The organism is Xanthomonas sp. LMG 12460, assembly GCF_009192895.1.
In the GTDB taxonomy this organism is placed as follows: Bacteria; Pseudomonadota; Gammaproteobacteria; order Xanthomonadales; family Xanthomonadaceae; genus Xanthomonas_A; species Xanthomonas_A sontii.
The window spans coordinates 1-13,070 of record NZ_NKUH01000076.1; the positions used below are offsets into that span (position 1 = coordinate 1).

General features: G+C 70.9%; 12 protein-coding genes. 3 read left to right on the plus strand and 9 right to left on the minus strand.

Annotation, left to right across the window (positions count from 1 at the left end; genetic code table 11):
- The first annotated feature begins 108 nt into the window (after positions 1 to 108).
- On the plus strand, positions 109 to 1,569 hold the full coding sequence (locus tag CEK66_RS15225) for an MATE family efflux transporter (protein WP_152237472.1): 1,461 nt from the start codon (positions 109 to 111) through the stop codon (positions 1,567 to 1,569).
- A gap of 301 nt (positions 1,570 to 1,870) precedes the next feature.
- Here CEK66_RS15225 and rplS read toward each other — a convergent pair whose 3' ends face one another.
- The 8 genes from rplS to ffh form a co-directional block, all read right to left on the minus strand.
- The gene (gene rplS, locus CEK66_RS15230; protein ID WP_010342237.1) at positions 1,871 to 2,287 is read right to left on the minus strand and encodes a 50S ribosomal protein L19; all 417 of its coding nucleotides are present in this window, start codon (positions 2,285 to 2,287) and stop codon (positions 1,871 to 1,873) included.
- Between the two features lie 131 nt (positions 2,288 to 2,418).
- Positions 2,419 to 3,201 carry a tRNA (guanosine(37)-N1)-methyltransferase TrmD gene (trmD, locus tag CEK66_RS15235; protein WP_152180425.1) on the minus strand — a complete coding sequence of 261 codons (783 nt, stop codon included), beginning with the start codon at positions 3,199 to 3,201 and terminating at the stop codon, positions 2,419 to 2,421.
- Between the two features lie 73 nt (positions 3,202 to 3,274).
- Positions 3,275 to 3,787: a ribosome maturation factor RimM gene (gene rimM / locus CEK66_RS15240; RefSeq protein WP_150410471.1), complete on the minus strand. Its 513-nt coding sequence runs from the start codon at positions 3,785 to 3,787 to the stop codon at positions 3,275 to 3,277.
- Positions 3,788 to 3,830: 43 nt separating this feature from the next.
- Positions 3,831 to 4,091: a 30S ribosomal protein S16 gene (rpsP, locus tag CEK66_RS15245; protein WP_010342240.1), complete on the minus strand. Its 261-nt coding sequence runs from the start codon at positions 4,089 to 4,091 to the stop codon at positions 3,831 to 3,833.
- Positions 4,092 to 4,265: 174 nt separating this feature from the next.
- Positions 4,266 to 5,066 carry an aminotransferase class IV gene (locus CEK66_RS15250; RefSeq protein WP_152237473.1) on the minus strand — a complete coding sequence of 267 codons (801 nt, stop codon included), beginning with the start codon at positions 5,064 to 5,066 and terminating at the stop codon, positions 4,266 to 4,268.
- A complete protein-coding gene (locus tag CEK66_RS15255) occupies positions 5,063 to 6,127 on the minus strand; it encodes a nitronate monooxygenase (RefSeq protein ID WP_152237475.1) in 1,065 nt (354 codons plus the stop codon). Before CEK66_RS15255 ends, CEK66_RS15250 begins: the two co-directional genes overlap by 4 nt.
- Before the next feature lie 79 nt (positions 6,128 to 6,206).
- On the minus strand, positions 6,207 to 7,481 hold the full coding sequence (locus CEK66_RS20395) for a hypothetical protein (protein WP_193312679.1): 1,275 nt from the start codon (positions 7,479 to 7,481) through the stop codon (positions 6,207 to 6,209).
- Between the two features lie 22 nt (positions 7,482 to 7,503).
- A complete protein-coding gene (gene ffh, locus CEK66_RS15265; protein WP_017913515.1) occupies positions 7,504 to 8,883 on the minus strand; it encodes a signal recognition particle protein in 1,380 nt (459 codons plus the stop codon).
- Positions 8,884 to 8,988: 105 nt separating this feature from the next.
- On the opposite strand from ffh, the gene ccsA reads away from it, so the two are divergent.
- Positions 8,989 to 9,783 carry a cytochrome c biogenesis protein CcsA gene (gene ccsA, locus CEK66_RS15270; protein ID WP_017910279.1) on the plus strand — a complete coding sequence of 265 codons (795 nt, stop codon included), beginning with the start codon at positions 8,989 to 8,991 and terminating at the stop codon, positions 9,781 to 9,783.
- A gap of 95 nt (positions 9,784 to 9,878) precedes the next feature.
- On the opposite strand, the gene CEK66_RS15275 is transcribed toward ccsA, so the two are convergent.
- Complete coding sequence (locus CEK66_RS15275; RefSeq protein ID WP_193312680.1) at positions 9,879 to 10,943, minus strand: aldose epimerase family protein; 1,065 nt, start codon at positions 10,941 to 10,943, stop codon at positions 9,879 to 9,881.
- 377 nt (positions 10,944 to 11,320) lie between these two features.
- Here CEK66_RS15275 and CEK66_RS15280 point away from each other — a divergent pair, with 377 nt between their 5' ends.
- On the plus strand, positions 11,321 to 12,910 hold the full coding sequence (locus CEK66_RS15280; protein ID WP_226978628.1) for an alpha-L-arabinofuranosidase C-terminal domain-containing protein: 1,590 nt from the start codon (positions 11,321 to 11,323) through the stop codon (positions 12,908 to 12,910).
- Positions 12,911 to 13,070: the final 160 nt, after the last annotated feature.

Genomic DNA, 13,070 nt, shown 5'->3' on the forward strand with positions numbered 1-13,070 from the left:
CCGCCCCCTTCCCGCCTGCGGCAAACGCTGCAGACCCAGATCCGCCCATCGCCCCGCCGACATCCGTCGGTGCTAGTGTAGCCGGCTGACGCTCGCTCCCGACCCGCGATGACCAAGCCCGCTGCGCTCACCGAAGGCCCGATCGGCCGCCAGTTGCTGCTGTTCTCGCTGCCGATCCTGGCCGGCAACATCGCGCAATCGCTCAACGGCTCGGTCAATGCCGTGTGGATCGGCCGCTATCTCGGCGAAGCGGCGCTCACCGCCGCGGCCAACGCCAACAGCATCATGTTCTTCCTGATCGGCTCGGTGTTCGGCATCGGCATGGCCGCCACCATCCTGATCGGCCAGGCGATGGGCCGCAGCGACGTGGCCCAGGCGCGGCGGGTGATGGGCACCAGCGCCACCTTCTTCATCGGCATCTCGGTGCTGATCGCCGCCAGCGGCTGGTGGCTGGCGCGGCACCTGCTGGCGGCGATGGGCACGCCGGCGGCGTCGCTGCCGCTGGCCGAGGCCTATCTGCGGGTGATCTTCCTGGCGATGCCGCTGCTCTACACCTTCGCGTTCCTGTCGGCGGCGCTGCGCGGCACCGGCGATTCGCGCACGCCGTTCCGCTTCCTGCTGCTGTCGGTGGCGTTGGACATCGGCTTCAACCCGCTGCTGCTGTTCGGGCTGGGGCCGTTCCCCAAGCTGGGCATCGCCGGGGCGGCCTGGGCCACGCTGATCGCGCAGGCGGTGTCGCTGACCGGGTTGCTGCTGTACCTGCGCCACAAGCGCCACGTGCTGTGGCTGGGCCGCCGCGACGCGCGGCTGTTCCGGCTCGACCTGCCGATCCTGCGCGCGTTGATCGTCAAGGGCGTGCCGATGGGCCTGCAGATGGTGCTGATCTCGCTGGCGATGATCGTGATGATCGCCCTGGTCAACGGCTACGGCACCGACACGTCCGCGGCCTACGGCGCAGCGCTGCAGTTGTGGGCCTATCTGCAGATGCCGGCGATGGCGATCGGCGCGGCCTGCTCGTCGATGGCCGCGCAGAACGTCGGCGCGCAGCGCTGGGACCGCGTCGCGGCGACTGCGCGCAAGGGCGTGCTGTTCAACTTTTTGCTGACCGGCGCACTGATCGCGCCGCTGATCCTGTTCGACCGCTGGACCCTGGCGCTGTTCCTGCCGCCGCACAGTGCGGCGCTGGAGATCGCGCGCCACCTCAATCACATCGCGGTGTTGTCGTTCCTGTTCTTCGGGGTGACCTTCGTGATCTCCGGCGTGGTCCGCGCGACCGGCGCGGTGATCCCGCCGCTGCTGATCCTGGCGCTCTCGCTCTGGGGCATCCGCGTGCCGTTCGCGCAGTTGCTGCAGCCGCAGCTGGGCGTGGATGCGGTATGGTGGAGCTTTCCGACCAGCGCCACCTGCGCGATGCTGCTGTCGCTCGCGTATTACCGCTGGGGCAACTGGCGCACCGCGCGGATGCTGGCGCCGTCGCGGCCGGAGACCGTGGCGCATCCGGCGGAAGTGCCGGTGCAGCCGCCGGCACCGGTCGCCGACGTGGCGGTGGCGCAGGATCCGGCGCGCTGAGCGCTGCGCTCGCGTCGCGATCCACAGGCGCCCTTGCCTGTGCGGGAGTCGACTGTCATGCAGCCGCAGCGATCGAAGCCCAAAGCCGTCCGACACCGTCACGCGTCGGGACTGAAGTCCCTCCCACAAGGGCGCCAGCCCTGCCCTTGTGGGGAAGCGACTGACGCTATCCCTACAACGGCCAGACCCCACAACGCGGGCCTGATGGCGCCGCCTCCACGATGTGCAACACACGCTGCCACAAACGCAAACGGCCGCCCGAAGGCGGCCGTTGCGGCAGCGACCGAGGGTCGCCGGAAGATTACTCGGCCTTGGCGGCGGCAGCAGCGGCCTGGCGCGCGACCTTGGCCTGCGCAGCGGCGGCCAGATCTTCCTTGATGCGGGCGGCCTTGCCTTCCAGGCCACGCAGGTAGTACAGCTTGCCGGCGCGGACCTTGCCGCGGCGCTTCACTTCGACCGAGTCGATGGTGGCGCTGTGGGTCTGGAACACGCGCTCGACGCCGTAGCCGTGCGAGATCTTGCGCACGGTGAACGAGGAGTTCAGGCCGGCGTTCTTGGTGCCGATCACCACGCCTTCGTAGGCCTGCACGCGCTCGCGGTTGCCTTCCTTCACCTTGACGTTGACGACGACGGTGTCGCCCTGGTTGAACTCCGGCAGCTTGCGCTGGATCTGGGCGGCTTCGAAGTCGGCCAGGATGGTCTTGTTGAGCTTGCTCATGGTGGGCACCGCTTGTGTCTGGTGAGGTGGTCCGGCAGTCGCCGCACGGCGATTGCGCGATATCGGATGGGCCAAGCACGGAACGCACTGGCCGGAAAGCCGGGCATTTTAACCCAGCCCGGCGGCAATGGCTAGGGCTTGGATGGATTTTCCTGTTCGGCGGCCTGCGCCGCCTCCCGCTCCTGGCGGAATTCCTGCAGCAGGCGCCGGTCGGCCGCGCTCAGCGCCGTCTCGTCCAGCAGTTCCGGACGCCGCAGCCAGGTCCGCCCCAGCGCCTGCATGCGCCGCCAGCGCGCGATCGCGGCGTGGTTGCCGGAACGCAGCACCGCCGGCACCTCACCCAGCGCGTGTTCGCGCGGATGGGTGTAGTGCGGGCAGTCGAGCAGGCCGTCCGGGCCCTCGAAACTGTCCTGGGCCGCGGATTCGGCGTCGTTCAGCGCCCCCTCCTGCAGCCGGGTGACCGCGTCCACCAGCACCGCCGCGGCCAGTTCGCCGCCGGACAGCACGTAGTCGCCGATCGAGATTTCCTCGTCCACCGCGGCGGCGACAAAACGCTCGTCCACGCCCTCGTAGCGCCCGCACAGCAGCAGCAGCCGCGGCAGCGCGGCCAGTTCGCGGGCCTTGGCCTGGGTCAGCGGCCGGCCTTGCGGGCTCAGGTAGATCAGCGGCGCCGGCTGCGGATCGGCCGCGCGCACCGCCTGCAGGCAGGCCTGCAGCGGCTCGATCATCATCACCATGCCCGGGCCGCCGCCGAACGGGCGGTCGTCGACCTTGCGGTAGCCGCCGCTGGCGTAGTCGCGCGGGTTCCAACCGTGCAGGTCCAGCAGCGCGCGCTCCTGCGCCCGCCCGACCACGCCGAACCCGGCGCACTGGGCGACGAACTCGGGGAACAGGCTGATGACGTCGATGCGCATGAGGCTGGGAATGGGGAGCCGGGAATGGGGAATGGGAAAGGCAAACGCCAAAGCGGCCGCATGGCCGCTTCGCTCAGAACTCGGGGTCCCAGTCGACCACGACCAGGTTGGCCTCGAAATCCACCGACTTGATGTAGTCCGGCTGCACGAACGGCACCAGCCGTTCGCGGTCGCCGCGCACCACCAGCACGTCGTTGGCGCCGGTGGAGAACAGGTGCGACACCTGCCCCAGCGCCACGCCGTCGACGGTGCGCACGTCCAGGCCCTCCAGGTCCACCCAGTAGTACTCGTCCGGGCGCGGCGGCGGCAGGCTGCTGCGCGCCACGTAGATCTCGGTGCCGCGCAGGGCCTCGACCGCGTCGCGGTCGGTGACCTCGGGCAGCGTGGCGATCAGGTACTTGCCGGACTCGCGGCCGCGCACGCCGCTGAGGCTGCTCTCGCTGCCGTCGGGCTTGCGCACGATCCAGGGCTGATAACGAAACATGGCGAGGCGCGGCTCGGTCCAGGACTCGAGCTTGGCCTCGCCACGGATGCCGAACGCGCCGAGGACCCGACCGAGCAGGATGCGGCGCTGGCTGTCTTTCATTGGGGCAAACGCGAGGGCCGCGCGCTGGGCGCGGCCCGCGGAATCAGGCCGCGGCGGCCTGGTTCTTGGTGGCTTCCTTGTACAGGTTGCGCACCTTGTCGGTCAGCTGCGCGCCATTGGACACCCAATGGTCGACGCGGGCCAGGTCCAGCACCACGCGCGGCTCGGCGCCCTGGGCGACCGGGTTGTAGTAACCGACGCGTTCGATGTTGCGGCCGTCGCGCGCGCTGCGCACGTCGGTGACGATGATGTGGTAGAAGGGGCGCTTCTTGGCGCCGCCACGGGTAAGGCGGATCTTGACCATGGTGAGTTTCCGGTGTTGCCCAGTCGCCAGGATGGCGCGGTGAACCGACGATTATAGCGGCCGGCCCCGGCTCTGCCAAGTCTGGGCCGTGGCCTGCGGCCGCGGGATTGGGGATTCGAGATTGGGGATTCGCCAGGAGCGGCAGCCATGCCACGATGGCCGTCCACGGAGTGCTCAGATCGCCTGCCAGGGCTGGGTGTGCAACGCCGCCTCCAGCATGGCCAATAGATCCGCGGCCGGGCGCAGCGTGCGACCGTCCACTGCCGCCACCGCCTGCTGGCCGCGGGCATTGCAGGTGAAGGCGGCCACCTCCGGCCCGAGTTCGTGGAGCGACAGCGGCCGCACCTCCTGCGCCACGCCCAGCGCGGCGAGCCCGGCCTGCAGCAGCCGTTCCTGGGTGCCGCGCAGCGCTGGTGCCTGCGGCCAGTGCAGACAGGCGCCGTCCCACAGTCCCAGGTTCCAGGTCGGCCCTTCGGCCACCTGCCCCTGCGCGTCGACGAACAGCGCGTCGTCGCTGCCGGCCTGCAGCGCAAGGCGGCGCTGGTGGAAGGCGCCGAAGGTGCCGACGTGCTTGATGTGGGGCGTCTCCCGGGCAAATACGCCACTGCGCAGCCGCAGCGGCGCCGCCTCGGCCTGTGCCGGTGGCGCCAGTGACACCAGCAGCTCCACAGCGCAATCGGCATCGGCCCGGCGCAACGTGAATGCCGGCGAGAACACGGTGACGCGGAGCGAGGCGTCGCCAGTGCCGAAGGCGGCCAGCGCCGCGCGTAGCTCGGCGCGCACGCGCTCATGCGGCAAGGCACTCCCGAACAGCGCCGCATTGGCCTGCTGCAACCGCTGCAGATGCAGCTCGAACCCACGCACGGCGCCATTGCGCACCTGCATGGTGCTGAAGTGCCCGTAGTTCACCAGCGCGGCGGCGGCCAGCAGCTCGGCGCCGGCAGGCTGCCCGTGGTGGAAGACCTGCGATGTCACAGCAGGGCCTGCGCCTGCGACCACCAGCGTTCAACCAACGTCGCGGCGGGCTCGGCCGGCGCCATCCAGGCCGACTGCCCGGCCCAGGCCTGCATCGCCGCCAGGCGGCCGGCGCGCTGTGCGGCCTGGCGCATCGACGCAGTCAGACCACGCTGCACCGGGTACGGCCGCGGCGGCGGCGCCTCCGCGGCAGCGGCGGCGCGCACGTAGTCGGTGGCCAGCGCGCGGCCCAGGCGGCCGGAAAAGGCGCGGGTCAACGTGGTCTGCTCGGGTTCGGCCTGGGCCAGCGCATCCGCCCAGGCCGGTGCCAGCGCCGCCTCCGGGGTGCGCAGCAGGGCGGTGCCGATCTGCACCGCGCTCGCGCCCAGGGTCAAAGCGGCGGCGATGCCACGGCCGTCGCCGATGCCACCGGCGGCGATCACCGGGATCTGCAACTGGTCGACCAGCCGCGGCAGCAGCGCGAACAGCCCGGTCAACTGCCGCTCGGCGCTGCCGGCCTCGAAGGCGCCGCGATGGCCGCCGGCCTCCGCCCCCTGCGCGACCACCGCATCGGCACCGGCGGCCTGCGCGGCCAGAGCCTCGTCCAAGGTGGTGGCGCAGGCGAACCAGGCGATCCCGGCCTGCTGCAGGCGCTGCACCTGGTCCGGCCGGAACAGGCCCATGATCGACGAGGCCACTGCCGGCCGCGCCGCGAGCAGGGCCTCGAACTGGGCATCGAAATCGGCGGGCGCCGCATCGCCGGCGGCGGCGTCGACCGGCGGTCCCCAGGCCGCGAGAAAGGCACGCACCTCGGCCTCGGCGGCAGCATCGCGCGCGGGCGATGGATCCGGCACCCACAGGTTGACCTGCGCCGGCCCGCCGCCGGCGGCGCGGAACGCGTCCATCCACGCCACGATGTCCTGCGGCGCCGACAGCACCGCGCCCATCGCCCCCATGCCGCCGGCCGTGGCGACCGCGGCCGACAGCGGCACCGGGCAGGCACCGGCCATCGGGCTGAGCAAGATCGGCAGGCGCAGGCCGAAGCGCTGCCGAAAGGCGTCCACGCGCGCCAGGCGCTGCATCATGCGTGCTCCGCGATTCCAGGAACGGCCATGGTAGCCGCGCCGCCTTCCGGCCGCCGTGCCAGAGATGCGAGGACGCTCACGGCAGCGGCACCGGCAAACATTGCCGGTCCCGATCGCCGACCCACACCTGCTGCAGGGAAAAGGCGCGGAGCCGCGACGGGCGATGCACGAAGGCACCCCACAGCCGCAGATCGACGAACGTCTCGACAGCACGATCGCGCCACGCCGCCGAACCGGACAGCCGCAGCTCCAGGCAATACAGCCCATCGACCGGACACACCACCTCCACGCACGTCGGCGTCGCCGCGGACGGACGCAAGGCCATCAGCTGCGGCCCGTGCAACAGCGCGAACAGCCCCAGTTCGCCGTCGGTCGGACGGCTGCCGCCGGGCACCGGCAGTGGCTGACCGAACAGGCCGGATGTCCACACCGCCTCCAGCACCAGGACGTCGCCCTGGCTCAGTTGCAGAAAGTGACGATGCACGACCACGTCATCCGCGGGATCCGCCACCGCGGTGTCCGGCGCTCCATGCACGTCCCAGGCCCGCTCGGCGCCGGCGAACAGCAACGCGGCCGCGGCCGGCACGCGCGCCACGCAACGCGGCGGCAACTGCGCCAGCGGCCACGCGTCACGCGCTGATGCCTCGGCAACGGCGAGGCTGCCATCGGGGCGCTGCGCATACGCCAGCGGCGTGCCGCGCAGCGGCTGCACCGGCAGCGCCAGCCGCTCCGGTTCCGGCACGCGCCGCCACAGCGCCACCGTGCCGGGCACCTGCAGCTCGGCCTGGCCGATACCGATCGAGTACACGCCGGTGCGCACGATCGGCACGACGCACTCGGCATCGGCCGCCACGTCCAGCCACTGCGCATGGGTCGCGCCCGGTGCCAGCAGGTCGCAGCGCCACTGCGCGGGGCCGTCAGCGGCGGGATGGAAGGCGAGCACCAGCGCATCGCCGGCGGACAGCACCAGCTCGGAGGTGGTGCAGATGCCCTGGCGCGGGAAGCGCTCCTCCGGGAACGGGACGATGTCCTCGAGATGGCGGCGCCATTGGCGCGGACCGGACGGCCGCGCACGCATCGCCGCAGGTGGGATGACGGGCTGCGCTGGCGGCGGCAACCGCGCCGGCGCAGGCGTGACGCCGGCCTCGCCAATGGCGGGGCCCAGGGAAGCCGCCGCGGTACTGCCGGCCGTGCGTCGCGCCATCGCGCGATCGATCGCTGCGGCGACCAGCACCACCAGCACCCAGTACACCAGCGTGGCCGGCAGCACCGCCCAGCCGGAGGCCGAGTGCAGCGCCAGGGCCAGCGCCAGGGCCAGGCGCAGCACGCGCGTGCCGACGGACACGCTCACCGCACGCGCCGTGGCCGCGGGCTCAGCGGAACGGCAGGCCGCCGCGGCCGCCCATGCCGCCGAGCATGCCCTTCATGCCGCGCATCAGACCCTTCATGCCGCCGCCGGCCATCTTGCTCATCATCTTTTCCATCTGCTGATACTGCTTCATCAGCTTGTTGACGTCGGCCGGCTGGGTACCGGAGCCGCGGGCGATGCGCGCGCGGCGCGAGCCGTTGAGCAGCCCCGGGTTGCGCCGCTCCTTCTTGGTCATCGAGCCGATGATAGCGATCATCCGCGGCACGTCCTTGTTACCGGCGACCTGCTGCTTCAGATGGTCGGGGATCTGGCCCATGCCCGGCAGCTTGTCCATCAGCCCGGACAAACCGCCCATGTTCTGCATCTGCTCGAGCTGGTCGCGCATGTCGTTGAGGTCGAACTTCTTGCCCTTGGCGACCTTCTCGGCCAGCTTCTGCGCCTTGTCCTTGTCGACCTGGTGCTCGACCTGCTCGACCAGCGACAGCACGTCGCCCATGTCGAGGATGCGGCTGGCCAGGCGGTCGGGGTGGAACACGTCCAGGCCGTCGGGCTTCTCGCCGACGCCGATGAACTTGATCGGCTTGCCGGTGATGTAGCGCACGCTCAGCGCCGCGCCGCCGCGGGCGTCGCCGTCGGTCTTGGTCAGCACCACGCCGGTCAGCGGCAGCGCCTCGCTGAACGCCTTGGCGGTGTTGGCCGCGTCCTGGCCGGTCATCGCGTCGACCACGAACAGGGTCTCGACCGGGGCGATCGCCGCGTGCAGCGCCTTGATCTCCTCCATCATCGCCGCGTCGATGGCCAGGCGGCCGGCGGTATCCACCAGCAGCACGTCGACGAAGGACTTGCGCGCGTCGGCGATGGCGGCGCGGACGATGTCCACCGGCTTCTGCGAGGCCTCGGACGGGAAGAACAGCACCCCGACCTGCTCGGCCAGGGTCTTGAGCTGCTCGATCGCGGCCGGGCGGTACACGTCGGCCGACACCACCATCACCTTCTTCTTGCGCTTTTCCTTCAGGTGCTTGGCCAGCTTGCCGACCGTGGTGGTCTTGCCCGCGCCCTGCAGGCCGGCCATCAGCACGATCGCCGGCGCCGGCACGTTGAGGTTGAGGTCGCTGGCGGCCGAGCCCATCACCGCGGTCAGCTCGTCGCGCACGACCTTGATCAGCGCCTGGCCCGGGGTCAGGCTCTTGAGCACTTCCTGGCCGACCGCGCGCACCTTGATGCGTTCGATCAGCGCCTGCACCACCGGCAGGGCGACGTCGGCCTCGAGCAGCGCGATGCGCACTTCGCGGGTGGCTTCGCGGATGTTCTCCTCGGTCAGGCGACCGCGGCCGCGCAGGCGCTGCATGGTGCCGGAGAGGCGTTGGGTGAGGGATTCGAACATGCGGGCGGGTCGCGGACGGGAAACGGCCGTCGATTATAGCCGGGCGCGCCGGCGATCCCCGGCGGCGCCGTCACGGCGGCTGGCCCGATATGCGAAACTGGCGCGATGCTCATCACCGTCCTCGCCGCCCTGCTGTACCTGGCCGCCACCGGCCTGCTGATCGCCGCGGTGGTGCGCGACCGGGTGGACCGCAGCCGCGCCTGGCTGTGGCCGGCACTGCCGGCGGTGGCCCTGCATGCGGGCTATCACGTGCAGGTGGCCCTGCACACCGCCGGTGGCCCGGACATGCACTTCTTCGCCGCGCTGTCGCTGGTCAGCCTGGGCATGGCGCTGATGACCGCGCTGGTCGGCGCCAGCGGGCGCATGGCCGCGCTGGGCGTGGTGGTGTTCCCGCTGTCGGCGGCGCTGCTGCTGGCCTACCACGGCTACGGCCACGAGCCCGCGCCGGTGCTGGACTGGCGGCTGCAGTTGCACGCCTGGCTGGCGCTGCTGGCCTACGCCACGCTGGGCATCGCCGCCCTGCTGGCGGTGATGCTGTGGCTGCAGGAACGCGCGCTGCGACGCCGCGACTTCCATCCCTGGCTGCGCGCGTTGCCGCCGCTGACCGCGCTGGAAACGCTGCTGTTCCGCACCATCGTGGTCGGCTTCATCCTGCTGACCCTGACCCTGCTGACCGGGGTGCTGTTCGTGCAGGATTTCCTGGCGCAGCGGCTGGTGCACAAGACCGTGCTCAGCGTGCTGTCGTGGATCGTGTTCGGCGCGCTGCTGTTCGGCCGCTGGCGCTACGGCTGGCGTGGGGTCAAGGCGGTGCACTGGACCCTGGCGGCAATGGTGCTCCTGCTGCTGTCGTTCTTCGGCAGCAAGTTCGTGATCGAACTGGTGCTGGGGCACGCGCAGTAGCGGCCCGTCTTCCCGTAGAAGCGGCTTCAGCCGCGACGGGTGACACCGGGAAAGGCCCGGTCGCGGCTTCAGACACGCCTGCGACGTCCCACGCCTCAACCGCCGCCCTGCTCCGCCAACGCCGCCTCCACCGCCGCCCAGTCGGCGCCGCGGCCGACCTCGGCGAAGCGATAGTCGATGCGGTGCCGATAGACCTGGCCGGGACGCAGGATGCAATCGGGAAAGCCCGGCTGGTTCGGCGCGTCCGGATAGCCCTGCGGCTCCAGGCAGATACCGCGGCCCAGCGCCGGATGCTGCCGGTCCAGGCCCTGGCCTTCATAGAGTTGCACCGCCGGCATCGGACTGACGATGCGCATGGCCACGCCGCTGTGCGGCGAATACAGCAGCGCGGTGCAATCGTGGCCCTCGGCCAGCACCAGGCAGTGGTCGTAGCCGGCGCTGAGCGAGAGCTGCGGATCGGCGGCGATGTCCTTGTCGGCGATGGCACGCGCCTGGCGGAAATCGAACGGCGTAGCGGCCACCGTGGCGATCTCGCCGCGCGGCAGCAGCGCCGCGTCGCGCACCGGCAGGTAACGGTCGGCCGGCACCCGCAGCCACTGCGCCGCGGCCGGCACCGCGGCATCGCCGGCCAGGTTGAAATAGGGATGGTGGGTGAGATTGAGCGGGGTCGGCGCATCGGTCTGCGCGACGAACTCGACGCTCAGGCAACGGTCTTCGACGCGGTAGGTCGCCTCCACCGACAGGTTGCCCGGATAGCCCTCCTCGCCGGCCGGCGAGTCGTAGCGCAACTGCAGCATGCGCTCGTTCTGCGCCGACACCGTCCACACCCGGCGGCCGAAGCCCAGCGCGCCGCCGTGCAGATGGTTGGCGCCCTCGTTGGCGGTGACCGCGTAGTGCCGGCCATCGACGGTGAAGGCCGACCCGGCGATGCGGTTGCCGAAGCGGCCCACCAGCACGCCCAGGTAGGCCGGGTCCTGCAGGTAGTCCTGCAGCGTCGGCAGCCCCAGCACAAGCTCGGTCTCGCCATGCGCGCCGTGCAGGCGCAGGCTACGCAGCAGGCCGCCATAGGTCAGCACTTCGGCACGCAGGCCGTCGCCGCTGTCCAGGACCATGCGCTGGATGGCGGTACCGTCGGGAAGATGACCGAAAAGCGAGGACATGCAGGAGCCTTGGAAGTCGGTGCGCATGCGCGGGGTCCGCAGCATAACCAGCGATGGCGCGACACGGCCATCGCCCCGGGAGCGCCGACAGCGCGCTGTGCGATACCGCGCACGTTCTGGGAACACACCGCATGCGGCGCCGTGCCGCGCATTGCAATTCCGATATGGCGGCGTCGAATTTGGGCATTGGTTCGCCCTCCACGTGTCTTCTATGCTCGGGAGCGGGGCACACCGGGGACAGGCGCGGAAGCGATCGTGCCGGGGGGTGCGCGCCCCGAATGCGGCAGCGCCTGGGCTTCATGGCCAAGGCCGCGCGCCGGCCGTCACTCCCACGCGACGCTGGCGACGGCGCCGCCCTACCCGACAAGGAGCTCCCGATGCGTTCGCCCCGTTTCCTGCAGCAGCGTGCGGCACACTGGCGGCGGCTGCCGCTGATCGCCGCGACGCTCGGCCTGGCACTGGCCGCCACACTGGCGCAGGCCGCCGACGTCGAGGTGCGCGGCACGCTGCGTGCCGACCGCCCTGGCGCCGCGGTGTCGCGCCACCTGTTCGGGCAGTTCGCCGAGCATCTGGGCAACGGCATCTACGGCGGCGTCTGGGTCGGCCCGGACTCGAAGATCCCCAACACCCGCGGCTACCGCAACGACGTGGTCGCCGCGCTGAAGGCGCTGGATGTCCCCGACATCCGCTGGCCCGGCGGCTGCTTCGCCGACGAATACCACTGGCGCGACGGCATCGGTCCGCGCAACCAGCGCCCGACCAGCGTCAACACCCACTGGGGCGGCGTGGAGGAACCCAACAGCTTCGGCACCCACGAGTTCATGGACCTCACCGAACTGCTCGGCACGCAGGCGTACGTGGCCGGCAACGTCGGCGACGCGGCGCCGGACGAGATGGCGCAGTGGGTGGAATACATGACCGCGCCCACGCGCTCGACCCTGGCAGAACAGCGCCGCCGCAACGGCCGCCAGGCCCCGTGGAAGGTGCCGTTCTTCGGCGTCGGCAACGAGCTGTGGGGCTGCGGCGGCAACATGCGCGCCGAATACGCCGCCGACGTGTTCCGCCGCTACCAGACCTTCGTTAAGGCACCGGCCGACCAGAAGATCCTCAAGATCGCGCCCGGCCCGAACGAAGATGACTACCACTGGACCGAGGTGATGATGCGCGAGGCCAGCAAGTTCATGGACGGCCTGAGCCTGCACTACTACACCGTGCCCGGCGGCTGGCCGCCGCGCGCCTCCTCCACCAGCTTCGACGAGGCAGCGTGGATCGAAACGCTGTCGCGCACGCTGCGGATGGACGAGCTGATCAGCAAGCACAGCGCGATCATGGACAAGTACGACCCGGACAGGAAGGTCGCCCTGGTGGTCGACGAATGGGGCACCTGGTACAAGGGCCTGCCCGACGTGAACCCGGGCTTCCTGCACCAGCAGAACACCTTGCGCGATGCGCTGGTGGCGTCGCTCAACCTGGACATCTTCGCCCAGCATGCCGACCGCGTGCGCATGGCCAACATCGCGCAGATGGTCAACGTGCTGCAGGCGATGATCCTCACCGACGGCGACAGGATGCTGCTGACGCCGACCTACCACGTCTTCATGCTGTACAAGCCGTACCAGGACGCGACCGCGCTGCCGCTGCAGATCAGCACGCCCGACTACCGGCATGCCGGCTATACGGTGCCGGCGGTGCACGGCTCGGCGGTGCGGGCCAAGGACGGGCACGTGTACGTGGCGCTGACCAATCTGGACCCGAACCGCAGCGCCGACGTTACGGTGCAGGTCGACGGCGTGCAGACGCGCGGCGTCGATGGGCAGATCCTGACCGCACCGACCATCGACGCGCTCAACACCTTCGCCCAGCCGCAGGCGGTGCGCCCGGCCGCCTTCGCCGGCGCGCGCGTGCAAGGCGACACGTTGCAGGTGGCGCTGCCGGCCAAGGCGATCGTGATGCTGAAGCTGCAGTAGCCCCAGGCCCTTGCCGCGCTCCTAGCCCCTCTCCCCCCCGGGAGAGGGGTTGGGGTGAGGGTCGGCCCGCGCAGCGCAGCCACTCCTCGCCAATTCCAAAAAGGGATTTGGACTGCTATGCGGCGCGCCGCGCTGCGCGCCTAGGCTGTATCGACATTCA